General features: G+C 64.3%; 21 protein-coding genes and 1 tRNA gene. 4 read left to right on the forward strand and 18 right to left on the reverse strand.

Annotation, left to right across the window (positions count from 1 at the left end; all coding sequences use genetic code 11):
- Positions 1–105: 105 nt before the first annotated feature.
- Positions 106–723, reverse strand: coding sequence for an ANTAR domain-containing response regulator (locus ACT3UA_RS00800; protein WP_096285230.1), 618 nt, complete (start codon positions 721–723; stop codon positions 106–108).
- 188 nt (positions 724–911) lie between these two features.
- Here ACT3UA_RS00800 and ACT3UA_RS00805 point away from each other — a divergent pair.
- Positions 912–993 (forward strand) — tRNA-Leu (locus tag ACT3UA_RS00805).
- Between the two features lie 184 nt (positions 994–1,177).
- Here ACT3UA_RS00805 and pyk read toward each other — a convergent pair.
- The 11 genes from pyk to hisI all read right to left on the reverse strand — a co-directional run bounded on the left by pyk (position 1,178) and on the right by hisI (position 16,311).
- Positions 1,178–2,689: a pyruvate kinase gene (gene pyk / locus ACT3UA_RS00810; protein ID WP_096285232.1), complete on the reverse strand. Its 1,512-nt coding sequence runs from the start codon at positions 2,687–2,689 to the stop codon at positions 1,178–1,180.
- A gap of 83 nt (positions 2,690–2,772) precedes the next feature.
- Positions 2,773–4,242, reverse strand: coding sequence for a glutamate synthase subunit beta (locus ACT3UA_RS00815; RefSeq protein WP_096285234.1), 1,470 nt, complete (start codon positions 4,240–4,242; stop codon positions 2,773–2,775).
- Complete coding sequence (gene gltB, locus ACT3UA_RS00820; RefSeq protein WP_444615321.1) at positions 4,235–8,848, reverse strand: glutamate synthase large subunit; 4,614 nt, start codon at positions 8,846–8,848, stop codon at positions 4,235–4,237. Before gltB ends, ACT3UA_RS00815 begins: the two co-directional genes overlap by 8 nt.
- Before the next feature lie 509 nt (positions 8,849–9,357).
- Positions 9,358–10,335 (reverse strand): prolipoprotein diacylglyceryl transferase, encoded by a 978-nt coding sequence (gene lgt, locus ACT3UA_RS00825; protein WP_096285236.1) that lies wholly within the window; start codon positions 10,333–10,335, stop codon positions 9,358–9,360.
- A 2-nt stretch (positions 10,336–10,337) separates the two neighbouring features.
- Positions 10,338–11,120, reverse strand: coding sequence for a tryptophan synthase subunit alpha (trpA, locus tag ACT3UA_RS00830; RefSeq protein ID WP_096285238.1), 783 nt, complete (start codon positions 11,118–11,120; stop codon positions 10,338–10,340).
- Positions 11,121–12,383: a tryptophan synthase subunit beta gene (gene trpB, locus ACT3UA_RS00835; protein ID WP_096285240.1), complete on the reverse strand. Its 1,263-nt coding sequence runs from the start codon at positions 12,381–12,383 to the stop codon at positions 11,121–11,123.
- An 86-nt stretch (positions 12,384–12,469) separates the two neighbouring features.
- Positions 12,470–13,294, reverse strand: coding sequence for an indole-3-glycerol phosphate synthase TrpC (trpC, locus tag ACT3UA_RS00840; protein WP_096285242.1), 825 nt, complete (start codon positions 13,292–13,294; stop codon positions 12,470–12,472).
- A gap of 1 nt (position 13,295) precedes the next feature.
- Positions 13,296–13,544, reverse strand: coding sequence for an HGxxPAAW family protein (locus ACT3UA_RS00845; protein WP_096285244.1), 249 nt, complete (start codon positions 13,542–13,544; stop codon positions 13,296–13,298).
- Positions 13,545–13,690: 146 nt separating this feature from the next.
- Complete coding sequence (locus ACT3UA_RS00850) at positions 13,691–14,275, reverse strand: Trp biosynthesis-associated membrane protein (protein ID WP_176484134.1); 585 nt, start codon at positions 14,273–14,275, stop codon at positions 13,691–13,693.
- Entirely contained in the window at positions 14,272–15,834 is a 1,563-nt protein-coding gene (locus ACT3UA_RS00855) for an anthranilate synthase component I (protein WP_444615322.1), read from the reverse strand. The genes ACT3UA_RS00850 and ACT3UA_RS00855 overlap by 4 nt, the downstream gene beginning before the upstream one ends.
- Before the next feature lie 75 nt (positions 15,835–15,909).
- Positions 15,910–16,311: a phosphoribosyl-AMP cyclohydrolase gene (hisI, locus tag ACT3UA_RS00860; protein WP_444615323.1), complete on the reverse strand. Its 402-nt coding sequence runs from the start codon at positions 16,309–16,311 to the stop codon at positions 15,910–15,912.
- 134 nt (positions 16,312–16,445) lie between these two features.
- On the opposite strand from hisI, the gene ACT3UA_RS00865 reads away from it, so the two are divergent.
- From ACT3UA_RS00865 to ACT3UA_RS00875, 3 genes are all read left to right on the forward strand, one after another.
- Entirely contained in the window at positions 16,446–17,087 is a 642-nt protein-coding gene (locus tag ACT3UA_RS00865; RefSeq protein ID WP_444615324.1) for a TIGR03085 family metal-binding protein, read from the forward strand.
- A gap of 134 nt (positions 17,088–17,221) precedes the next feature.
- Positions 17,222–17,854, forward strand: coding sequence for a DUF6318 family protein (locus ACT3UA_RS00870; protein WP_444615325.1), 633 nt, complete (start codon positions 17,222–17,224; stop codon positions 17,852–17,854).
- Positions 17,855–17,860: 6 nt separating this feature from the next.
- On the forward strand, positions 17,861–18,763 hold the full coding sequence (locus ACT3UA_RS00875) for a PKD domain-containing protein (protein WP_444615326.1): 903 nt from the start codon (positions 17,861–17,863) through the stop codon (positions 18,761–18,763).
- A gap of 79 nt (positions 18,764–18,842) precedes the next feature.
- Here ACT3UA_RS00875 and hisF read toward each other — a convergent pair whose 3' ends face one another.
- The 6 genes from hisF to ACT3UA_RS00905 form a co-directional block, all read right to left on the reverse strand.
- Positions 18,843–19,613, reverse strand: a complete 771-nt coding sequence (gene hisF, locus ACT3UA_RS00880; protein WP_096285255.1) for an imidazole glycerol phosphate synthase subunit HisF — start codon at positions 19,611–19,613, stop codon at positions 18,843–18,845.
- A 26-nt stretch (positions 19,614–19,639) separates the two neighbouring features.
- On the reverse strand, positions 19,640–20,488 hold the full coding sequence (hisG, locus tag ACT3UA_RS00885) for an ATP phosphoribosyltransferase (protein WP_096285257.1): 849 nt from the start codon (positions 20,486–20,488) through the stop codon (positions 19,640–19,642).
- A 135-nt stretch (positions 20,489–20,623) separates the two neighbouring features.
- The gene (locus tag ACT3UA_RS00890) at positions 20,624–20,887 is read right to left on the reverse strand and encodes a phosphoribosyl-ATP diphosphatase (RefSeq protein ID WP_096285317.1); all 264 of its coding nucleotides are present in this window, start codon (positions 20,885–20,887) and stop codon (positions 20,624–20,626) included.
- 71 nt (positions 20,888–20,958) lie between these two features.
- Entirely contained in the window at positions 20,959–21,435 is a 477-nt protein-coding gene (ribH, locus tag ACT3UA_RS00895) for a 6,7-dimethyl-8-ribityllumazine synthase (RefSeq protein ID WP_444615327.1), read from the reverse strand.
- A gap of 30 nt (positions 21,436–21,465) precedes the next feature.
- Complete coding sequence (gene ribB, locus ACT3UA_RS00900) at positions 21,466–22,689, reverse strand: 3,4-dihydroxy-2-butanone-4-phosphate synthase (protein WP_444615328.1); 1,224 nt, start codon at positions 22,687–22,689, stop codon at positions 21,466–21,468.
- A complete protein-coding gene (locus ACT3UA_RS00905; protein WP_096285263.1) occupies positions 22,689–23,312 on the reverse strand; it encodes a riboflavin synthase in 624 nt (207 codons plus the stop codon). Before ACT3UA_RS00905 ends, ribB begins: the two co-directional genes overlap by 1 nt.
- Positions 23,313–23,315: the final 3 nt, after the last annotated feature.

Raw genomic sequence — 23,315 nt, forward strand, 5'->3', positions numbered from 1 at the left:
TTCATGCCGGATCGCCCATTTGCGGGCATAGAAAATGTGCGCCAAACCATAGGTGGCTTGACGCACATTCACGCGGCTCGCTGCGCCGCAGGCAATGGTGGGAGGTTACTTAACCTGATCGATCACGGTGTCCGCGACCTGCCGCATGCTCAGCCGACGGTCCATCGAGGTCTTCTGGATCCAGCGGAATGCTTCCGGTTCGGTCAACCCCATCTTGGTGATGAGCAGTGATTTGGCCCGGTCTACGAGCTTTCGAGTCTCGAACTGCTCGGCTAGGTTGCTGACCTCGGACTCCAGCGCACGCAGTTCGTCGTTGCGCGAAATCGCGATTTCAATCGCCGGGGTCAGATCGGCCGGGGTGAAGGGCTTGACCACGTAGGCCATGGCGCCGGCTTCGCGCGCCCGCTCCACCAGTTCCTTTTGGCTGAAGGCGGTGAGCAGCACGACGGGGGCGATGCGCTCCTTGACGATCGATTCGGCGGCGGTAATGCCGTCCATCACCGGCATCTTGACATCCATCAGCACCAGATCCGGCTTCAGCTCACGCGCCTTCTCCAGCGCGCTCTGGCCGTTGTCGACCTCGGCCACCACGTCATAGCCTTCGGAGCGCAGGATCTCAACGATATCCAGGCGGATCAGCGTCTCATCTTCGGCTACGAGCACGCGTCGCGCCGCGGAGGGCGCTTCGGAAGGGATTTTGGTAATTTCTGGTAGCTCGCTCATAGGGCGCCTTCCTTAGTGGTCTGCGTACCTGCCTCGTTAGCCGGCAGAATTCAAGATGTATTTCGCGGCGAGCCGCGCTGCTCCCGTTTCGTATCTAAGCCTACTTGCATGTACTCTTATTAGGGCGATGACGCGAGGTTATCGATTAGGAAATCTACGAAACCTCTAGTAAACTCGTCAATGTGCTCGCCCAAGTGGCGGAATCGGTAGACGCGCCGCACTCAAAATGCGGTATCGAAAGATGTGTGGGTTCGAGTCCCACCTTGGGCACATCATGAATGTCGTCGGGGAAAGTGAGAGCTTTCTCCGGCGACATTTTTCGTTTAACTATTCACCCAACTGTGATGCATCTCGCAGCGAAGAAAAATTGGCTCCGAACGCGAATGAGCCTGCCCGCAGGGTCGATGACACGACCTTGCGGGCAGGCTCATTTTTGTTGGCTAAAAGCTACGGCTTAGAGATCCTTGGGCGTCGAAACGTTCGCAGGATCCCATGGCCCGACAACTTCGCGCGTCGGCATTGGCTTGCCGTCGACCAGCTGACCGGCATCGGCCAGGTCTCCGACCTTATGCACGCGCAGCGAATTGGTCGATCCTGCTTGGCCCGGAGGGGAACCGGCAGCGATGCAGACCAGATCGTTGATCTGGGCCAGGCCTTCGCTGAGCAGCTGCTCATCGACCTGTGCGGTCATCTTGTCGGTGTGATCCGCATAGGCCACCAGGCGTGCTTGCACTCCCCACATCAAAGTCATGATGTTGTAGGTCTGCTGCAGCGGGGTGAAGGCCAGCACCGGGCGCTTCGGGCGCAGGCGGGAAAGACGTCGAGCGGAGTCACCGGACTGGGTGAAGGCGACGATGTATTTCGCGTCGAGCTGATCGGCGATCTCCACGGCGGCACGGGTAATGGCTCCGCCTCGGGTCTTCGGCTGCGAGCCGAGACGTGGAATGCGATCCAGGCCGTGCTGCTCGGTGGAGGAAATAATGCGCGACATGGTTTCCACGGTCTCCACCGGGTAGGCGCCCACCGAGGTCTCCCCCGAAAGCATCACCGCGTCGGCGCCGTCGAGCACCGCGTTGGCGCAGTCCGAAGCCTCGGCACGGGTTGGGGTCGGCGATTCGATCATCGATTCGAGCACCTGGGTGGCGACGATGACCGGCTTGGCCCAGCGGCGCGCGAGCTCCACCGCACGCTTCTGCACGACCGGAACCTCTTCCAGCGGCAATTCCACGCCCAGGTCGCCACGGGCAACCATGATCGCGTCGAAAGCGTTGATGATTTCTTCCAGCGCGGCGACTGCCTGAGGCTTTTCGATCTTGGCGATCACCGGCAGGCGGCGGCCTTCCTCGTCCATGATTTCGTGCACACGCTCGATATCGCTGGCATTGCGCACGAAGGACAACGCAATCATGTCGACGCCGGCACGAATGGCCCAGCGCAGATCGTCCTCGTCCTTTTCGCTCAGCGCAGGCACATTGACCGCAACGCCGGGCAGGTTGATGCCCTTGTTATTGGAGACCTCGCCCCCGACCACAACCTCGGAGCGCACCGCGGTGTCGGTGACCTCGATGGCTTTGAGCTTCACCTTGCCGTCGTTGATCAGCAGGAAGTCCCCGGGCTTCACATCGGTTGGCAAGCCCTTGAAGGTGGTCGAGCACAGGTTGCGCGTACCCTGGATGTCCTCGATGGTAATGGTGAATTCTTCGCCGACTTCCAAGATGTACTTGGCGTCGTCCTTAAAACGTCCCAGTCGGATCTTCGGTCCCTGCAGATCGGCGAAAATGCCGACCGCGCGCCCCACCTCGGTCGCCGCGTTGCGGACGTTTGCCAAGGATTGAGCATGCATGGAGTAGTCTCCATGGCTCATGTTCAGTCGGGCGACGTCTACGCCCGCTTGAAGTACCGCTACGGTGTTTTCATAGCTCGCTAGGGCCGGGCCCCATGTTGCCACAATTTTTGCGCGTCTCATACCGTCAGCCAAATGCCTTTCATGTTTGCATAGGCAAAATGCGGCGAACCCGTTCGGGTTCGCCGCATCAAAGCTTATGCCACTCAAATGATGCTGATGGCTCTATCTGTTGGAGCAACTGGTGCAGGAAGGTTCGTCGTTTCCATCAGGAACTTATCGACTCCGGCGGCGCAAGCGCGGCCTTCGGCGATAGCCCAGACGATCAGCGACTGCCCCCGACCGGCATCTCCGGCGGCGAACACCGATTCGGAGTTCGTCATGTAGTAGCCATCTCGGGCGACGTTGCCCCGGTTGTCGAATTCGATGCCGAGCTGCTCATCGAGCCCGGAAGGTTCCGGACCGGTGAAGCCTAGAGCCAGGAGAACCAGATCCGCTTTGATAACGCGTTCGGTTCCAGGCTTCGGCAGGCGCTTGCCAGCAACGAATTCTGTCTCTGCAACTGTAACACCGATCACCTTATTCTGCTCGGTTCCCGCGCCGGAAACGAAGTTCACGGTCGAGGCGAGATAGCTGCGTTCGCCACCCTCCTCATGCGAGGACTGCACCTCGAAGAGCAGCGGCATCGTCGGCCACGGCTGGGCGTCGGCGCGTTCGGTCGGCGGCTTCTGCCCGATGGCCAAGGTGGTCACCGAGGCGGCTCCCTGGCGCAGTGCGGTGCCGATGCAGTCCGATCCGGTGTCGCCGCCGCCGAGCACGATCACGTGCTTGCCCTTCGCATCGATGCGCGCAGCGTCCAGCGTTCCGGCCACCACGCGGTTGTTCTCGGTGAGGAACTCCATGGCGTGGTGCACCCCATCCAGGTCGTGGCCTTCAATGGGAAGCTCACGCGGGATGGTGGCGCCGGTGGCGACAATCACCGCGTCATAATCGCGACGCAATTGATCCCAGCTGATCTCCTTGCCGATCTCGATGCCGGTGCGGAAGATCGTGCCCTCCTCACGCATCTGGGCCAGCCGGCGGTCGATGACCTGCTTCTCCAGCTTGAAGTCCGGGATGCCGAAGCGCAGCAGGCCGCCGATCTGCTCATCGCGCTCGTAGACCGCCACGGTGTGGCCCACCCGGGTCAGCTGCTGGGCGGCAGCCAGTCCGGCCGGGCCGGAACCGACGATGGCCACGCGCTTCTCGGTGTGGCGCGCCGGCGGCTGCGCGACGAAGTCCCCGGCGTCCATCAGGTGCTCGGCCAGCTCGGCCTCGACCTGCTTGATGGTGACCGCGGGCTGGTTGATGCTCAGCACGCACGCCGCCTCGCAGGGGGCCGGGCACAGCTTTCCGGTCAGTTCCGGGAAGTTGTTGGTGCTCAGCAGCCGGGCCGCGGCATCGTCCATCCGCCCGCGATAGGTCAGGTCGTTGAACTCCGGGATCAGGTTGCCCAGCGGGCAGCCCTGGTGGCAGAACGGGATGCCGCAGTCCATGCAGCGCGAGGCCTGCTGCTGCAGCGTGCCGGCCTGCTGGCGCTCAAGGACCTCCTTGTAGTCCATCAGGCGCACCGGCACCGGGCGCTTGGGTTGGGTGACGCGTTCGGTCACCTTCAAGAATCCGCGTGGATCAGCCACGGGTCACCTCCAAAATCTTGTCCCATACCTGCGGCGAATCCGGATTCTCTCCGGCGGCCGCCGCTTCGGCACGGATATTTTCAACCGCGGCGAAATCGCGCGGGATGATGCTGGTCAAGCGCTGGCGCGTCTGCTCCCAATCCAGGATCAGGCGCTGCGCCTGCGGCGAGGCGGTCAGCGCGATGTGCTCGGTGAGCAGCGCGTGGATCGCCTGCGCCTCGGCCTCGTCGATTCCGCGGACCAGCAGATCGCCGGCCGCGGCGGCCAGCGGATTCAGGTTCCTCTCCTCGAAGTCCAGCACCCAGGCCATGCCGCCGGACATCCCGGCACCGAAGTTGCGTCCGGTGGCGCCGAGGATCAGCACCCGGCCGCCGGTCATGTATTCGCAGCCGTGTTCGCCGATGCCTTCGGTGACGATCGTGGCGCCCGAGTTGCGCACCGCGAACCGTTCGCCGACCATGCCGTTGATGAACATCTCGCCGCTGGTCGCGCCGTAGCCAACCACATTTCCGGCGATCACTTGGTCCTGCGGGCTGGACAGGGTGGTGCGCGGCGGGTGGATAGCGATCCGTCCGCCGGAGAGCCCCTTGCCGACGTAGTCGTTCGCGTCGCCGGAGAGCCCGAGGGTGATGCCGGCGGGCAGGAAGGCGCCCAGGGACTGGCCCGCGCGCCCGGCCAGGTTCACCCGGATGGTGTCCGCGGCCAGTTCTTCGAGCCCGAAGGTCTTGGTCACGTGGTGGCCGAGCAGCGTGCCCACCGAACGGTCGGTGTTCACGATGTCCGCGTCGATCACCACCGGGATCCGGTCCGCCAGGGTCTGCGCGGCGGCGGCCAAGAGCCGCTGGTCCAGATGCTTGTCAAGACCGTGGTCCTGGCCGATCCGGCGGCGGCGTGCGGTGAGTTCCACGTCGGGCACGTGGGTGATCGCGCCCAGGGCCAGGGACTGGACCTTGTCGTGGGCGCCGTCCTGCGCGCCGCTGAGCAGCTCCACCCGGCCGATGACCTCCTCCAGGGTGCGCGCACCCAGGCTGGCGAGCAGTTCGCGGACCTCTTGCGCGATGAACTCGAAGAAGTTCACCACGAATTCGGCCTTGCCGCTGAAGCGTTCGCGCAGCGCGGGGTTCTGCGTGGCCACGCCCACCGGGCAGGTGTCCAGGTGGCACACGCGCATCATGATGCAGCCCGAAACCACCAGCGGGGCGGTGGCGAAGCCGAATTCCTCGGCGCCGAGCAGCGCGCCGATGAGCACGTCGCGCCCGGTTTTCAGCTGGCCGTCCACCTGCACGGTGACGCGGTCGCGCAACCCGTTGAGGATCAGCGTCTGCTGCGCCTCGGCCAGGCCGAGCTCCCACGGGGTACCCGCATGCTTGAGGGAGTTCATGGGGCTCGCGCCGGTGCCACCGTCATGCCCGGAGATCAGCACGACGTCGGCCTTCGCCTTGGCCACACCGGCTGCGACGGTGCCGATGCCGGACTCGGAGACCAGCTTCACATGCACGCGGGCGGCCGGGTTGGAGCACTTCGCGTCGTGGATCAGCTGGGCCAGGTCCTCGATCGAGTAGATGTCGTGATGCGGCGGCGGGGAAATGAGTCCCACGCCCGGGGTGGAGTGCCGGGTCTTGGCGATCCACGGGTAGAGCTTCTGGCTCATCAGCTGGCCGCCCTCGCCGGGCTTCGCTCCCTGGGCCATCTTGATCTGGATGTCGTCCGCGTTGGTCAGGTACAGGCTGGTCACCCCGAAGCGGCCCGAGGCGATCTGCTTCACCGCGCTGCGGCGCACCGGATCGAGCAGCCGCTCGGGATCCTCGCCGCCCTCGCCGGTGTTGGATTTGCCGCCCAGCCGGTTCATCGCGATGGCCAGGGTCTCGTGCGCCTCGGCGGAGATCGAGCCGTAGCTCATCGCGCCGGTGGCGAAGCGCTTGACAATCGAGCTGACCGGCTCCACCTCGTCGATGGGGATCGGGGTGATGGACTCGGTGTTGAACTTCAGCAGCCCGCGCAGGGTTTTCAGCTCGGAGGCCTGGTCGTCGACGGCCTTGGTGTACTCCTTGAACACGTCGTAGCGGCGGGTCCGGGTGGAGTGCTGCAGGCGGAACACGGTCTGCGGGTCGAACAGGTGCGGCGGTCCTTCGCGGCGCCACTGGTATTCCCCGCCTACCTCCAGCTCGTTGGGCTGGCTCGCCCCGGAGTGCTCCGGATAGGCGCGGGAATGGCGGGCCGCGGCCTCGGCGGCGACAACGTCCAGCTCGATGCCCGAGAGCTTGGTGGTGGTTCCGGTGAAGTACTGGTCGACCACGCGCTGGGAGAGCCCCACGGCCTCGAAGGTCTGCGCCCCGCAGTAGGAGGACACCGTGGAGATGCCCATCTTGCTCATGATCTTCAGCACCCCCTTGCCCAGGGACTTGATCAGATTCGCGGCGGCGGCCTGCCCGGTGATGCCCGGCAGCGACCCTTCCTCGGCCAGCTGCTCGACGCTTTCCAGCGCGAGGTACGGGTTGATGGCGCTGGCGCCGTAGCCGATGAGCAGCGCGATGTGGTGGACCTCGCGGGCGTCGCCGGACTCGATGATCAGCGACACGCGGGTGCGGGTCGAGCTCTTGAGCAGGTGGTGGTGCACCGCGGAGGTCAGCAGCAGGGATGGGATCGGAGCCCAGGCCGCGGAGGAATCGCGGTCCGAGAGCACGATGTAGCGCACCCCGCGGTTCACCGCCGCGGAGACCTTTTCGCAGATTTCCTGCAGCCGGGCGCGCAGTTCGGACTCGCCGCCGGCCGGGCGGTAGAGCCCGCGGACCTTCAGCGAGTACTTGGCACCCGACGCGTCGCGCAGGTTCACGATCTTCGCGACCTGGTCGTTGGTCAGCACCGGGTAGTCCAGATCGATCTGGGTCTGCGCCACGCGGTCCAGGGAGAGCAGGTTGCCGTCGGGTCCGATGGAGGTGCGCATCGAGGTGACCAGCTCCTCGCGGATTGCATCCAGCGGCGGGTTGGTGACCTGGGCGAAGGACTGCGTGAAGTAGTCGAAGAGCAGCCGCGGGCGCTGCGAGATCGCGGCGATCGGGCTGTCGGTGCCCATGGCGCCCAGCGGCTCGGCGCCGGTGGTGGCCATCGGGGCCAGCAGCATGCGCAGCTCCTCGGCGGTGTAGCCGAAGGTCAGCTGGCGCTGCAGCACGGAGGCCGAATTGTGGCGCACATGCTCCAGGTCCGGGAAGTCCTCCAGGGACTTGATATTCGTCCCGACCCATTCGCGCCACGGCTTCGCGGCGGCGACCTCGGCCTTGATCTCGGCGTCATCCACGATGCGTCCGGCATTCAGGTCCAGGGCGAACATCTTGCCCGGGGCCACGCGGCCCTTGGAGACGATATGCTCCTCGGCGATGTCGATGACGCCGACCTCGCTGGCGAGCACCACCAGGTCATCGTCGGTGACCCACCAGCGCGCCGGGCGCAGCCCGTTGCGGTCCAGCACCGCGCCGGCCAGCTGGCCGTCGGTGAAGCAGACCGCCGCCGGACCGTCCCACGGTTCGATGAGCATCGAGTGGTACTGGTAGAAGGCGCGCAGGTCGGCATCCATCTGGGTATCGTTTTCCCAGGGCTGCGGGATCATCATCATGATCGCCTCGGTGACCTTGCGCCCCGAGAGCATCAGCATCTCCGCGACCTCGTCGAAGCTCGCGGAGTCCGAGGCGCCGGGGGTGCAGATCGGGAAGAGCTCCTCGGGCACCTCGCCGAGCAGCTCGGATTCCAGCGTCGACTGGCGGGCGCGCATCCAGTTGCGGTTGCCCTTGACGGTGTTGATCTCGCCGTTGTGCGCGATGGTGCGGAAGGGCTGGGCCAGCGGCCACGACGGGAAGGTGTTCGTGGAGAAGCGCGAGTGCACGATGGCGCAGCGGCTGGTGAAGCGCTCGTCGGACAGATCCGGGAAGAACGGCTCGAGCTGCGCGGTGGAAACCATGCCCTTGTAGACGATGGACTGCGCGGAGAAGGAGGCGAAGTAGACGCCGATCTTATTGTGCGCGCGGCGGCGGATGCGCCAGGCCGCCGCGTCCAGGGCCCGGGAGTCGAGCTCGCCGGAGGCCGCGCTGGAGGCGACGAAGAATTGGGTGATATGCGGCATGACCGCACGGGCGGAGGCGCCGAGCACTTCCGGATTCACCGGGACGGTGCGCCAGCCGAGCACGGTCAGCGACTCTTCGGCGGCGAGCTCTTCGAGTTCGGCCTTGGCGAACTCCAGCTCGTTCTGCGCCGCGGGGAGGAAGCCCATGCCGACCGCGTAGCGCCCGGGGGCGGGCAGCTCGAATTCGGTGACGGCGCGCAGGAAGGCATCGGGCAGGTGCAGCAGGATGCCCGCTCCGTCGCCGGTCCCCTCGTCGGCGCCGATGGCCCCGCGGTGTTCCAGGCGGCGCAGCGCGGTCAGCGCGTGGCTGACGATCTCATGAGTTGGGTGGTTCTTCAGCGATGCAATCATCGCCAGTCCGCAGGCATCCTTTTCGGCGCTCGGGTCGTATAGACCCTGCGCCGGCGGAATTGCCGCGAATCGGGTATAGGGCGAGGGGGCGGCCTCGCCAAATCCGGGCGAGGCGTTCAACTGGACTCCGGTCATGCTCATGAGCGTGCCTTTCGTGGTTCATGCGGCGGAAAAAGGCGAACCGGGTCCCACCTTGGGGATTCTCGAAGGTGCGTCAGCCACCGGTCGCCTTAACCTCGTGGCCAGCTGCGCCGCCGGCGGGGTATGGCCGAGCGGGTGCGCTGCTTCGAAGGTTGAAGGATCCACCGCGTTGTGGTTCCTGCGCCTCGCCCGGGTCATGGGGTGTGGACTCCCGGAGAGGTGCGTAGATTCACCTTACGCCCCCTATGTTTCCCGCTTTCGCGCGGTTTTGTTTCGAAAATGTTAAAACGGTCACGCGCAGCGCCAGCTAAAAAGCAGGTTTATTCGCGGCGGCGCTGGCCGTTTCCATGGTTTCGTCCGGGGTTGTGCCGATTTTAAATGTTTCGCGCAGATTGCGTACCGCCCGCCCAAGGGGCAAAAAAGTCCTGCGTTAACGCCGAAACGGGGACCGAAAAAACACGCGCTGGTGTTTTTCGATCCCCGTTTCAGGTGCGGATGCAGCTCCGCGATCAGCCCGGCGGGTGCTCGTCGTCCTTCGTGATCTGCTGCTCTGAGTTGCTCTGCGACGTGCCGTTCGACGGAGCGTCGGTGCCCGCCGCCGCGGCGCGGGCCGCCGGCTCGCGCCCGGGCAGGAAGAGCGAATCCTTGCCTTCGCCACGCAGCTTCGCCAGCACGTAGGCCAGCGCCAGGGAGCCGAAGACGACCAGGGCGATGGCCAGCCACTGGTGGATGCGCAGGGACAGCGGGCCGATGCTGATGATCTCCGCCGCGTCCAGGCGCAGCGACTCGGTGAAGGTCCGGCCGATGCCGTACCAAATCACATAGCAGCAGAACAACGCTGTGCGGCGCAGCGCGAACTTCTTATCCAAGGCCAGCAGCACCACCACGCCCAGCAGGTTCCACAGCGACTCATAGAGGAAGGTCGGGTGGAAGAGCGTCTCGGCGGGCAGCGAGGCCGGGAAATTGTAGTGCTCCGGGTCGATCTCAAGTCCCCAGGGCAGGGTGGTCGGCGCGCCGAAGAGCTCCTGGTTGAACCAGTTGCCCCAGCGGCCCACGGCTTGGGCCAGCAGCACGCCGGGGGCGACGGCGTCGATGAAGGCCGAGAGCCGCACCCCGGTCCGCCGGCAGCCGATCCAGGCGCCGACGATGCCCAGCGAGACCGCACCCATAATGCCCAGTCCGCCCAGCCACAGCTGCGGGATCTCGGCGAAGTGCGATTGCTGCCCGCCGAGCCCGAAGTAGTACATCGGGTCGGTGATCAGCACATGGTAGAGCCGGCCGCCGACGATGCCGAAAGGGATCGCCCAGATGACGATGTCCCAGAGCATGTCCGAGTCGCCGCCACGGGCACGCATGCGCCGCCCGGTGAGCCACAGCGCCAGTACGATGCCCAGCAAAATGCACAGCGCGTAGGCGTGGATGGTCAGCGGGCCCAGGGAGAGCTTGGAAAATTCCTCGGGCGGAGACGGGATGGAGACCGGGAGCATGCCTAGGCCCGTCCGCTCAGCTCCGCGGCGAGGCGGCCCACGGCGGGCACTCCCCCGTCACGCAGCGCGGCGACCAGCGCGGTGCCCACGATGACCCCGTCGGCGTAGCCGCCGATCTCGGTGACGTGTTCGCGGCGCGAAACGCCGAGTCCGACGCAGGCGTTCGCGGCGCCGGCGGCATGGGCGGCGTCCACCACTGCCTGCGCGGCGGAGGAAACCTCGCTGCGCGCACCGGTGACACCCATCAGCGAAACGCAGTAGACGAACCCGGAGGAGGCCGCGACGGTTTGCTTCACGCGCGCCTCGGTGGAGCTCGGTGCGATCAGGAACACCCGTTCCAGGTCGTACTTCTCGCTTGCGGCCTGCCATTCGGCGGCCTCATCGGGCACCAGGTCCGGGGTGATCAGCCCGGCCCCGCCGGCCTCGGCGAAGCGCCGGGCGAACTCGTCCACGCCCAGGCGCAGCACCGGGTTCCAGTAGGTCATCACCATCACCGCGGCGTCGGTGCGTTCGGTGATTCCGCGCACGATGTCGAAGATCTGCGCGACGCGGAAGCCATTGGCCAGCGCGTGGTTGGTCGCTTCCTGGATGACCAGCCCGTCCATCACCGGGTCCGAGTAGGGGATGCCCATCTCGATGACATCCACCCCGTTTTCGGCCAGCGCGACGGCCGCCTCGATGCTGGTTTCCACGTCCGGGAAGCCCGCGGGCAGGTAGCCGATCAGCGCCGGGCGGCCTTCGGCACGCGCCGCGGCGATCTTTTCTGCACTAGTGACACGCGACATTTACTTGCCCTCCGGGGTGTTCTCGGCGGCCTCGGAATCGAGCATGCCGAACCATTGCGCGGCGGTGGACACGTCTTTGTCCCCACGGCCGGACAGGTTTGCGATGATGATGGTTTCCTCGGGGACCGCGCCCGCTGCGAGCTTGCGCGCAGCCAGGCGGATGGTTCCGGCCAGCGCGTGCGCGGATTCGATCGCCGGCAGGATGCCCTCGGTGCGGCACAGGATCTTGAACGCATCCATGGCCTCGGTGTCGGTGACCGGTTCGTAGCGCACGCGGCCGATGTCGGCCAGGTAGGCGTGCTCCGGGCCGACGCCCGGGTAGTCCAGGCCCGCGGAGATCGAGTGCGACTCGATGGTCTGCCCATCGTCGTCCTGCATCAGGTAGCTCTTCGCCCCGTGCAGCACCCCGGGCTTGCCCAGCGTGATGGTCGCCGCGTGGCGGTCGGTGTCCACGCCGTCGCCGCCGGCCTCGAAACCGTAGAGCTCCACCTCCTTGTCGTCCAGGAAGCCGTGGAAGATGCCGATGGCGTTCGATCCGCCGCCGATGCACGCGGTGACCGCATCGGGCAGGCGCCCGGCCTGCGCGATGATCTGCTCGCGGGCTTCCTCGCCGATGACCTCATGGAAGTAGCGCACCATGGCAGGGAACGGTGCCCCGCCGGCGGCGGTGCCCAGCAGGTAGTGCGTATTGCCCACGTTGGCGACCCAGTCGCGCAGCGCCTCGTTGATCGCGTCCTTCAGGGTCTGGGAGCCGACGGTCACCGGGATCACCGTGGCGCCGAGCAGCTGCATGCGCGCGACGTTCAGCGCCTGCCGGCGGGTGTCTTCGGCGCCCATGTAGACTACGCATTCCAGGCCCATCAGGGCCGCGGCGGTGGCCGAGGCGACGCCGTGCTGGCCGGCTCCGGTCTCCGCGATGATGCGGGTCTTGCCCATGCGCTTGGCCAGCAGCGCCTGGCCGAGCACGTTGTTGATCTTGTGGCTGCCGGTGTGGTTCAGGTCCTCGCGCTTGAGGAACACGCGCACCCCGCCGCAGGCTTCGGTGGAGAAGCGCTTCGCCTCGGTCAGCAGCGAGGGGCGGCCCGAGTAGCTGCGGTTCAGCTCCTTGACCTCTTCGATGAACGCCGGGTCGGCCTTGGCCGCCTCGAAAGTCTCGTTCAGCTCGTCCATGGCCGCCATAAGCGATTCGGGCATCCAGCGTCCACCGTACTGCCCAAAGTACGGTCCGCTGGCATGTTTCAGCGAGTCATCCGATGCGTTCATCGATTCCCTCTTCTCTTGAATTTTTTAGCGGTGCCCGGCCAGGAAGCAGACCCTGGCCGGGCACCGAAGATCTGGGTCCGGTTCGCCTAGCGCGCCGGCTTGGCTGCGGTACCCGCCGCGATGAACTCCGCGACGGTGGCTTGCGGGTCGGCGTGCTTGACCAGCGCCTCTCCGACGAGGATCGCGTCCGCCCCGGCCGCAGCGTAGATTTCCACCTGTTCGGCCGATTCGACACCCGACTCGGCAATGAGCACCGCGTCGCTTGGCAGCAACGGGGCCAACGCGCCGAAGGTAGCCACGTCCACCTCGAGGGTCTTCAGGTTGCGCACGTTCACTCCGATGATCTTCGCCCCGGCCTTCACGGCCCGCGCGATTTCTTCCTCGGTGTGCGTCTCCACCAGCGCGTTCATTCCCAGCTTGTGGGTCAATTCTAGGAAAGCGGAGAGCGTTTGATCATCCAGCGCCGCAACAATGAGCAATACGAGGTCCGCGCCGTGCGCCCGGGCCTCATAGATCTGGTACTCGTCGACGGTGAAATCCTTGCGCAGCAGCGGAATCGAGACCGCCTCGCGGACCGCGTCCAAATCGGCCAGCGAACCGCCGAAGCGCCGCTGTTCGGTGAGCACGGAGATCACCGAGGCGCCGCCGGCGGCGTACTCAGCGGCGAGCACCGCAGGTTCGGGGATCTGCGCCAGCGCGCCCTTGGACGGGGACTTGCGCTTCACCTCGGAGATCACCCGCAGCGTGGTGTCGCGCGCGGCGGAACCGGCCTGGCCGCCGAGGGCCGCGAAGCCATCGCGAGCCTCCGGCATGGCGGCCGCGGCGGCCTTGACCTGCGCGAGGCTGGTGATGGCGCGACGGGCGCCCAGGTCTTCCCGGACGCCCGCGATGATGTCATCAAGAACAGTCAATTTAGTGTGCTGCTCCGCTGCGCGAACCGCCCACGCCGAAGCCGGCCTTCTTCATGATCCAGCCGACGATCAGGCCGAGCACCATAATGCCCGCGCCCGCGTAGACGATGGCCGCGTTGTGGAACGCGAAGGCGACGCCGCCGACGATCGAACCGACGATCATGGTGCCGACGCAGGCCCAGGCTGCGATCGAGTTGCCGTGGCCGATTTCTTCGTTGTAGACCGGGTCGATCTCGGTGTTCTGCGACATTGCTGGATGTCTCCCTTTTGCTCTTCAGGTTGCGCGCCGCCCCGGCGGACCGGTCGGCGCGATGGACTTCGCTTACTATTCTGCCACTTGGACTTGATGATGGCCTATTCCACGGCGCTTCGTTGCGTCCCGGTGGGCCGAATCACCTATTGCTGGCCGCTGGTGGGATCCTCACCCTTGGAGAGCTGCTCCCAGTCGGAGATCCCGCGCGATTGCGCGTCCTTGGCCGCGGGGGCCACGGAGACCTCCCGGTCGTACTTCGAGTTCTTCTTCCACCCGCCGCAATAGATCAGCACCAAAATTCCCTGCAGCACGATGATCGCCCCGGCCACCACGGTCAGCGAAGGCCAGAGCGAAACGGTGTACTGCCCGGCGCCGCTGGTCAGCCCGGTGGCCTCGGCCACCGCGCCGGCGGCCGCCGCCTGCGGGTTGGTGACCGCATTGACTCCGGCGGCGATCACCGCGATGCCGGCCAGGAGGGTGATCAGCCCGATCAGGTAGCGGGCGATCTTCCCGGCGATCAGCAGCGCAAGCGCCCCGGCGAGCACCGCCACGCAGAGCGCGGTGACCGAGGCGGCGGCGGTGGACCCGTCGACGATGATCTCCGGGACCTGCACGGTGCCGGATTCGACCTGGACCACCACCCAGGTGCGGGTGGCAGTCCACAGCCCGGCCAGGGCCCCGAGGATGCCGAGCAGTGCGGTATTGCGGGCGGTGAGATGTTTTTTCACTTGGTTCCACCAGTTTCGGTATTGGCTGGGCGCATCGAGCCGGCGGCCCACACCGCGCGCAGCGGGGCGGCGGCCTTGTTGACGGTTTCCAGGGCTTCGTCGGCGAAATTCGAATCGTTCACGATGCCGCCGCCAGCCTGGACGTAGGCGCGGTGATCCTTGAGCAGCGCGGAGCGGATCGCGATGGCCATGTCCATGTCCCCGGCGAAGTCCAGGTAGCCCACCACGCCGCCGTACACCCCGCGGCGGTAGGGCTCGTACTCATCGAGCAGCTGCAGCGCCCGGGGTTTGGGCGCCCCGGAGAGCGTGCCGGCCGGGAAGGTGGAGGCGAGCACATCGTAGGCGTCGACGTCCTCCCGGGCCTTGCCGACCACGTTGGAGACCAGGTGCATGATGTGGCTGAAGCGCTCCACCTCCATGAACTGGGTGACCTCCACGGTGCCGGCCTGGCACACGCGGGAGAGGTCGTTGCGCGAGAGGTCCACCAGCATCAGGTGCTCGGCGCGTTCCTTCTCGTCGGCCAGCAGCGACTTCTCGTGCAGCTGGTCTTCCTCGTAGTTCGCCCCGCGCGGGCGGGAGCCGGCGATCGGGTGGGTGACCACATGCGAATCGTTGACCGTGACCAGCGCCTCCGGGGAGGAGCCGACGATCTGGAAGGGTTCGCCGTCCTCGTTCTCGAAGTTGAACAGGTACATGTAGGGGCTCGGGTTGGTCGCGCGCAGCACCCGGTAGACGTCCAGCGCATCCGCCTTGGTCTCCAGCTCGAAGCGGCGCGAAACGACGATCTGGAAGACCTCGCCGTCGACGATGGCCACCTTCGCCTTCGCCAGCGCCTCCAAATACTCGTTTTCGGCCCAGGAATGGCTGACCGCTTCCATCAGCGTCTCGCGCGGCACGTCGGTGCCCTGCAGGGTGATGGCCGTCGAGTCCAGCGGGGTGCCGAGCTGGTCGAGCATCTTCTGCAGGCGTTCCACCGCGGCATCGTAGGCCGCCTCGGCGTGCTCTTCGCGGCCATCGAAGTTGATCGCATTGGCGATCAGCGTCACGGTGCCCTCGGTGGCATCGTGCGCGGCCATGTCGGCGACCAGGTTCATGCTCAGTTCGGGGATGTTCAGGTCATCAACCGGCGGATTGGGCAGGCGCTCCCAGTGGCGCACGCACTCCCAGCCGACGAAGCCGACCATGCCCCCGGTCAGCGGCGGCATGCCCGGGACCGGTTCGGTATGCAGCGCGCGCACGGTGTCGCGCAGGACATCCACGCTCACCCCGCCGGTGGGCAGCCCCTCGGGCACATGGCCCTGCCAGTAGGCCTCTCCCCCGCGGGTGCTCAGCGTCGCGGGCGAGTTCACCCCCACGAACGAGTACCGGCTCCACACCCCGCCGGGGGCGGCGGACTCCATCAGGAAGGTGCCGGGGCGGCCGCCGGCCAGCGAACGGTACAAGCCGATCGGGGTCAGCGAATCGGCCAGCACCGAGATGGTGACCGGAATGACGCGGCGGTTGGGTGCCATGGCCAAAAAGGCCTCGCGGGACGGGGAAATCTTGCCTAGGGTTTTCATTCAGCTTCTTTTCAAACGCGTAAACTTTGCGGACGCCCGATGCTTGCCGGGGCGCTCGTGGGCTGCGAGCCCGGACTATTCGGGACGGTGGCCGACGGTGGCGGGCAGCTGGCGGTCGGTAAAGCAGGACTCGGTGCCGGTATGGCAGGCGGCTCCCACCTGGTCGACCATCAGCAGCAGCGCGTCGCCGTCGCAGTCCAGGGCGGCGGACTTCAGGTACTGCCCATGCCCCGAGGTATCTCCCTTGCGCCAGTATTCCTGGCGGGAGCGCGAGTAGAAGGTGACTCGCCCGGTGGACAGCGTGCGGCGCAGCGCCTCGTCGTCCATCCAGCCGAGCATGAGCACCAGTCCGGTGTCATGCTGCTGCACGATCGCGGCGAATAACCCGTTCGCATCGCGCTTCAAGCGCTGCGCGATCTGCGGGTCGAGATTTTCTGATTCGGGGCTCGGATTCGAGCCGCTCTGAGAAGTAGACATCCCCTTTAGCATACTGGGTATCCCGCCTTCATCTCCCGAGCGTGACGCACCGCTTAGAGCCAATCGCAACCGCTTGGCGACACCCGCAGATGATTGCACCCATCAATCGCCGACCCGTGCTAGTTTCAGAGGTGATGCACCTAGTACAAGCTTCCAGATTGGCGTTGGCCGAGACCCTGCTAGCAGCGGGCCCCACCGCCGACACTCTGTGCGCCGGTTGGCAGACCCGCCACCTCGCCGCGCACTTGGTCCTCCGCGAAAATTCTCTGCTCAGTGCCGGTGTCGTGCTGAAGCCGCTCGCTTCGAAACTCGATGTGCGTCTGCAAGAGCTCGCCGAGGACGCGCAAACCCCCGAACGGTATGCGGCCGTGGTGCGCCGTTTCCGTGCCGGACCCAAGGGCTACTCCCCTTTTTCCTTCGAAAAGCTGGACAAAGCGCTGAACCTGAACGAGTTCTTCATCCACACCGAAGACGTGCGCCGCGCGCGCACCCAGTGGGCGCCCCGGGTACTGGACAAGGAGTACACGGAGCTGCTGTGGCAATCGCTGATCAAGACCTCGCGCCTGTTCTTCCGCAAGGCCCCCGTAGGCATCATCCTGTGCCGTCCGGATGGGCAACGCCATGTGGCGAAGAAGGCTCCAAACGCCGTCTCCATCAATGGCCCGGTCACCGAGCTGATGATGTACGCCTCCGGACGCACCGATGAAGCCCTGGTCACCTTCGAAGCCGGTCAAAGCGCGCTGCAGATTATCCGCGGCTACCACCCTTCGATCTAGCGCTCGGCACCACTCTGGGCTCAGCCTGACGGCCTCGGGTTATCCACACATTTCGCGCATACCCCTCCCAATAACGGCGCGAGGGGTCTAGGATATCGCTCAAACGCGATCCTCGACATGCTCGGAGAGTTCTCATGAACACTCGGAAAAATGCAGTGGCACAATCTGTCGTTTTGGCTTGTGCATTGACGGTTACGGCCTGCGCGGGCGGCGCCTCCCCGCCGGACCCCACGGAGTCTTCTAGCCCGGTGGTGCAAGAATCGAAAACCACCACGCCAAGCCCGTCGCCGACGAAGCCGGAATACGAGCCGGCAACCGCAAAAGGGCCCGCGAAAAATGTTCCGAAACCGCAGATGCCAGAGCTGGCCAAAAAGCAAAATGAAGAAGGCGCCATTGCTTTCGTCAACCACTACTTCGAGGTAATGAACTATTCACTGGAGACATACACAGTCGATGAATTGATTGAGATTACGATGCGTTCATGTCAACTTTGCGGTGATAATTTTATTGATCCCGTTCGGAGTCACGCGAAAAAGAAATACTGGCAAGTTTCAGGTGACTACGAAACCAATGTGTACGGCGTAAAACTTACAGTGACGGACGAGGCCCTAGTCGAGTTCGGAGCAAAAACAAACAGTGTCAAGGTATATTCCTCAACGAATAATATCATTGCGGAGAGCCCAGCAATGGAGGACGAAAGTCTAGGTATAGCTACACTTCATTGGAAAGATCGTTGGATGATGAATGACGTTACCTTTTCCGAGTGATACGCAATGAAAAACACTACACTATTGATTCTTACACTCTTTGCTGCACAACTATTAAGTGGAGTTCCACAAGTTACAACAGCGAAAAGTGCATGCTCTGACTTGATAAAATTCATAAAAGACCACGGCGAAACTATTGAAAATACATGCCCCGAAACAATCCCCGAAAAAGATCGTTTTTACGTCAACGACGACGATAGACAAAAGCGGATAAACAACCGACCTAAGCCGTTGTACGAGATTGAATATCTAGATCCATGCTCTTTCGGGCTTGAACGTTTCCGGGGATGTCGTCAAAATCCAGATGCCCTGCCTTGTGAAGATGGTTCCTCTCCCTATACTCGAATCATTCGCTTTGTCGAGGGCCCAAGGAATGGCGAACAGATAATTACCAATGGACTATGCCCGGAACAAGAGACGCCTCCTGACCTTCCCAATGCAGAATTAAGGGAGCAGCAAATCATAGTCACCCCTTCAAAATTTAGAAGTTTCCCAATAGCTGCGTCAATGCTGAAAAGTGAACCCACCAAATTTTCGCTACGTAACGGGCACTCACACTTTTGGGCAGTCTCTGGCGTTCAAAATTTCCGCATAAACATGAGCGGGCGTCCCGTCGCAGTAAAAGCAATTCCCGTCAGATGGAATTGGAATTATGGTGATGGAGAAACCCGGAACCTGGATTTCCCAGGCGAGCCAGCACCGGAGCATACTCTTCGAGATGAAACACCGACGAGCCATTCCTACACGGAAACTGGCACCTACGGTGTCGGGCTCACCACGTTGTTCCGCGGGGAATTCAGCGTCGATGGCGGCCCGTGGCAGGCGATCCCGGGACAAGCCGCAGTGCCCAGCGACCCTATCGAAATTGACGTCTGGCGAACCAAGAAGCAACTCATCGCTACGGATTAGCGTTTGCCGAGGCTGCGATCTTGCGGGTACAAAAATGGGCCAGTTCAAAATGAACTGACCCATTAGTTGTCTAAAATGCCTAGCGTACCGGATAGCCCGCTTCGCGGATCTTCTCCTTGACCTTGGCGATCATGTCGGTGGGACCGAAGTGGAAGATCGAAGCAGCCAACACCGCATCGGCTCCGGCTTCGATTGCCGGCGGGAAGTCCTCCGGCTTTCCTGCACCGCCGGAGGCGATCAGCGGAACCTTCACGGCCGCGCGGACGGCGCGAATCATTTCCAGATCGAACCCGTCCTTGGTGCCGTCGGCATCGATCGAGTTCAGCAGGATCTCGCCTACGCCGCGTTCGGCTGCATCCTTGGCCCACGCAACCGCGCACATGCCGGTGCCCGTGCGTCCACCATGCGTGGTGACCTCATAGCCCGAAGCGATCGACGGGTCGTTGGTCCGACGGGCGTCCAGGGAAAGCACCAAGACCTGTGAACCGAAGCGTTCGGTAATCTCGTTGATCACGTCTGGCCGAGCCACTGCCGCGGTGTTGATCGATGCCTTGTCTGCGCCGTTGCGCAGCAGACGATCAACATCCTCCGCCGCGCGCACGCCGCCGCCAACGGTCAACGGGATGAAAACCTCTTCGGCCGTATGGCGAACAACCTCGAAGGTTGTCTCCCGGTCCGAGCTGGAAGCGGTCACGTCGAGGAAGGTGAGTTCATCGGCGCCAGCCAAGTTGTAACGCCGGGCAAGTTCCACCGGGTCCCCGGCATCGCGAAGGCCCTCGAAATTAACGCCCTTGACGACGCGTCCGGCATCGACGTCGAGGCATGGAATAACACGGATTGCTACGCTCATGAGCTATATCTCCTAGGTTGGCGTAACTAGATGCGGCAGGCGTGGATCTGGCTGACCAGAATCGCGCGAGCGCCAACGTCGTACAGCTCATCCATGATGTTGTTGGTTTGCGACTTCTTGACCATCGCGCGCACGGCGCACCAGTCCGAGTTCGCCAGGTCGGAAACAGTTGGAGATTCCAGCCCGGGAGTCAGCGCGCAGGCCTCTTCAACCTGAACGCGGCGAATGTCGTAGTCAAGCATGACGTACTGGCGGGCGACCAGCACGCCGGACAGGCGGCGGATCAGCAGGTCGAGACCGGCAGGCTTGTGGCCGACTCGTCCGATGAGCACCGCTTCGGACTGGAGAAGGACGTCGCCGAAGATTTCCATCCCGGCGGCCTTGATGGTGTTTCCGGTTTCAACCACATCGGCGATCGCATCGGCCACACCGAGACGCACTGAGGACTCCACCGCACCATCCAGGCGGACGACGCTCGCATCGATCCCCTGCTTCTTCAGGTAGTGGTCCAGGAGAATGTCATAGCTGGTGGCGATGCGCTTGCCATTGAGCTCTTCAACGGAGTTGAACGCTCCGACCGGGGCCGCAAAGCGGAAGGCGGACTTGCCGATGCCAAGGGATAGCTGCTCCTCGACGTCGTCGTCGACGTCTGCGTCGAGGTACAGGTCACGACCGGTGATTCCGACGTCAAGGATGCCGCGGCCTACATAGACGGCGATATCGCGCGGACGCAGGTAGAAGAATTCAACGTTGTTCTCTTCATCGACCAGCACCAGTTCGCGGGTGTCTCGGCGCTGGAGATAGCCGGCTTCCTTGAACATGGTGGAGGCGATTTCGGAGAGGGCGCCTTTGTTGGGCAGGGCTACGCGTAGCATTTATTTACTCGTTTCATGAGTGTGGCGCCGGGCGATAAGCCAAAAACAAGCGCCAAGGATTTGATTGGCCGTTGTTACTGCCGCCGAGCGGTGCCTGCGACCGGGTACGGTGACCCGGTCGCAGCAGCGCGACGGCTATAGATGCTTGTAAACGTCGGCCAAGGACAGACCCTTGGCAATCATCAAAACCTGCAAGTGGTAGAGCAGCTGGGAGATTTCCTCGGCTGTTTCCTCGTCACTTTCGTACTCGGCGGCCATCCAAACTTCGGCGGCCTCCTCGACAACTTTCTTGCCGATGCCGTGGACACCGGAATCAAGTTCGGTGATGGTACGAGAGCCTTCCGGGCGGGTTTGGGCCTTGAGCGACAGTTCGCTGAAGAGCTCGTCAAAAGTTTTCACGTCTACAAGACTAGCGTTTTTCCGGCCGACGCCCGAATTTTCCACGCCGATTGTGACGTCCGAAGCGGCCATTAGCGCAGTGCTGCGACGGTCATCACAGCGGCCGAGAAGGCTTCGTAGCCCTTATCCTCGCTGGAGTCTTCCAGGCCGGCGCGGTCCAGCGCCTGCTGCTCGTCGTCGCAGGTGAGTACGCCGAAACCTACCGGCACGCCGGTGTTCACCGAAACGTCGGTCAGCCCGTTGGTTGCGGCCAGGCAGACATAGTCGAAGTGCGGGGTTCCGCCGCGAATCACCACGCCGAGGGCGATGATCGCATCGTAGGACTTGGCCAGTGCGCTGGCGGCCACCGGAAGTTCGAAGGTGCCTGGCACGCGGACCAGGCGCGGATTCTCGATCCCCGCGTCGCGCGCGGCACGCTGTGCGCCGTCGATCAGGCCGTTCATGATGACCTCGTGCCAGCTGGCGGCAACGATCGCGACCTTCAGTCCGGACAGGTTCAGCGCCTTGAGCTCGTCGGCGACGTTTGTCGGGGCTCCATGCTTGCTCATGTGATATTCCTTAAGGTTTGCGTTGCAGTTCTAGAAGCTGGTTTTGGTGTTCGGCAGTTGCAGGTCATGGCCGAACCGCGCCTGCTTGGTGCGCAGGTAGCTTTCGTTTTCGCTGCGTGGGGCGATGCGGCTGGGCACCAATTCGGTAACCTCCACCCCGGCCTGGGCGAGCTTGGCCTGCTTGTCCGGGTTGTTGCTCAGCAGGCGGATCTCATCGATCCCCAGATGCTTCAGGATCGCGGCGACCGCGAAGTATTCGCGCGCATCCGCGGGGAAGCCCAGGTGGAGGTTGGCGTCGAGGGTGTCCACGCCGGTTTCCTGCAGCGCGTAGGTGCGCAGCTTGTTGAACAGGCCAATGCCGCGGCCTTCGTGGCCGCGCACGTACACCAGGTGCCCGCCTTCGGTGGCGATCTGCTCCAGCGCCGCATGCAGCTGTTCGCCGCAATCGCAACGGTAGGACCCGAAGACATCCCCGGTGAGGCATTCGGAGTGGATGCGCACCAGGTTCGTGGCCCCCTCCAGGGTGGGGGCCGGGTGGCTGAGCACGATGTGCTCGTGGCCCTCCACGCTGGCGGCCCGCGCGCTGAAGGTGCCAAAGGGGGTAGGCAGCGAGACGGCTTCGGTCAGCGAGATTTCGTCGTTGACGCGGCGCCAGCGAGCCAGATCGTCGATGCTGACCAGCGGCAGCTCGTGGGTTGCGGCGAAGTCACGCAGGGCATCGAGGCGCATCATCGAGCCGTCGTCGTTGACGATCTCGCCGATCACGCCCACCGGTTCCAGATCAGCACCGCGGCAGAGGTCCACCGCGGCTTCGGTGTGGCCGCGGCGTTCCAGCACGCCTCCGGCAGCGGCGCGCAGCGGGAAGATATGCCCCGGGCGGCTGAGCTGAGCGGCCTCGGCGGCGGGATCTGCCAGCAGCCGGGAGGTGACGGCCCGGTCCGCGGCGGAAATTCCGGTGCTGATTCCGCTGACCGCGTCGCAGGAGACGGTGAATGCGGTGCCTTTGGAATCCTGGTTGATGCCGACCATCGGGGCCAGGCCCAGCTCGTCGGCGCGCTGCGCTTCCAGCGGCACGCAGATGACCCCGGAGGTGTAGCGGATGGTGAAGCCCATCAGCTCGGGGGTGGCAAATTGCGCGGCGAATATGATGTCGCCCTCGTTTTCGCGGTCTTCATCGTCCACCACCACCACGGCCTTGCCTGCGGCCAGGGCGGCCAGCGCGGTGGGGATCGAGTCCAGTTCCTTGCGGGCCATTACTTGCCGCCTCCAAATGCGTTCAGCCGGGCCACGTATTTTGCGAGCACGTCCACCTCGATATTGATGGCGTCGCCGACCTGGCGGGAACCCATGGTCGTTTCCTCCAGCGTGATCGGGATGATGCCGACCTCCACCCAATGGGCTCCGGTGGCGGATGCCGCGGAAACGGCGGTGATGGTCAGCGAGATGCCGTCCAGTGCGATGGAGCCCTTTTCCGCGGTGAGCGGGGCGTATTCATCGGGCAGCGCAATGCGGAAGGTGGTCCACTGGCCGTGGTCTTCGCGGGCCAGCACCGTGCCGACGGTATCAACGTGGCCCTGCACGACGTGGCCGTCGAGCCGGCCGCCGGCCGGGGTGCAGCGTTCCAGGTTCACGATCGAGCCGGCGCGCAGCTGACCGGTGCTGGTGCGGCGCAGGGTTTCGCCCATCACGTCCACGCTCAGCGTTTCGCCCTCCAGTTCGGTGGCGGTCAGGCAGACGCCGTTGACCGCCAGCGAGCCGCCCAGGCCCAGCGCCTCGGTGTGGCCGGGCGCCTTCAAGGTGAGCACGGCAAGGTCTTCGTTCGGGTGGTTTTCGATGCCCAGCACCGTGCCGGTGCCGGTGATGATTCCGGTAAACATTTT

It is taken from the genome of Glutamicibacter sp. 363, from assembly GCF_052379505.1.
Classification (GTDB): domain Bacteria; phylum Actinomycetota; class Actinomycetes; order Actinomycetales; family Micrococcaceae; genus Glutamicibacter.

Excerpts from the sequence above, each read along its gene's own strand:
- ACT3UA_RS00800 (WP_096285230.1), bottom strand. The coding sequence starts at position 723 with ATGAGCGAGCTACCAGAAATTACCAAAATCCCTTCCGAAGCGCCCTCC.
- pyk (WP_096285232.1), bottom strand. The coding sequence starts at position 2,689 with ATGAGACGCGCAAAAATTGTGGCAACATGGGGCCCGGCCCTAGCGAGC.
- gltB (WP_444615321.1), bottom strand. The coding sequence starts at position 8,848 with ATGAGCATGACCGGAGTCCAGTTGAACGCCTCGCCCGGATTTGGCGAG.
- lgt (WP_096285236.1), bottom strand. The coding sequence starts at position 10,335 with ATGCTCCCGGTCTCCATCCCGTCTCCGCCCGAGGAATTTTCCAAGCTC.
- trpA (WP_096285238.1), bottom strand. The coding sequence starts at position 11,120 with ATGTCGCGTGTCACTAGTGCAGAAAAGATCGCCGCGGCGCGTGCCGAA.
- trpB (WP_096285240.1), bottom strand. The coding sequence starts at position 12,383 with ATGAACGCATCGGATGACTCGCTGAAACATGCCAGCGGACCGTACTTT.
- ACT3UA_RS00845 (WP_096285244.1), bottom strand. The coding sequence starts at position 13,544 with ATGTCGCAGAACACCGAGATCGACCCGGTCTACAACGAAGAAATCGGC.
- ACT3UA_RS00855 (WP_444615322.1), bottom strand. The coding sequence starts at position 15,834 with ATGAAAACCCTAGGCAAGATTTCCCCGTCCCGCGAGGCCTTTTTGGCC.
- hisI (WP_444615323.1), bottom strand. The coding sequence starts at position 16,311 with ATGTCTACTTCTCAGAGCGGCTCGAATCCGAGCCCCGAATCAGAAAAT.
- ACT3UA_RS00865 (WP_444615324.1), top strand. The coding sequence starts at position 16,446 with ATGCACCTAGTACAAGCTTCCAGATTGGCGTTGGCCGAGACCCTGCTA.
- ACT3UA_RS00870 (WP_444615325.1), top strand. The coding sequence starts at position 17,222 with ATGAACACTCGGAAAAATGCAGTGGCACAATCTGTCGTTTTGGCTTGT.
- ACT3UA_RS00875 (WP_444615326.1), top strand. The coding sequence starts at position 17,861 with ATGAAAAACACTACACTATTGATTCTTACACTCTTTGCTGCACAACTA.
- hisF (WP_096285255.1), bottom strand. The coding sequence starts at position 19,613 with ATGAGCGTAGCAATCCGTGTTATTCCATGCCTCGACGTCGATGCCGGA.
- hisG (WP_096285257.1), bottom strand. The coding sequence starts at position 20,488 with ATGCTACGCGTAGCCCTGCCCAACAAAGGCGCCCTCTCCGAAATCGCC.
- ribH (WP_444615327.1), bottom strand. The coding sequence starts at position 21,435 with ATGAGCAAGCATGGAGCCCCGACAAACGTCGCCGACGAGCTCAAGGCG.
- ribB (WP_444615328.1), bottom strand. The coding sequence starts at position 22,689 with ATGGCCCGCAAGGAACTGGACTCGATCCCCACCGCGCTGGCCGCCCTG.
- ACT3UA_RS00905 (WP_096285263.1), bottom strand. The coding sequence starts at position 23,312 with ATGTTTACCGGAATCATCACCGGCACCGGCACGGTGCTGGGCATCGAA.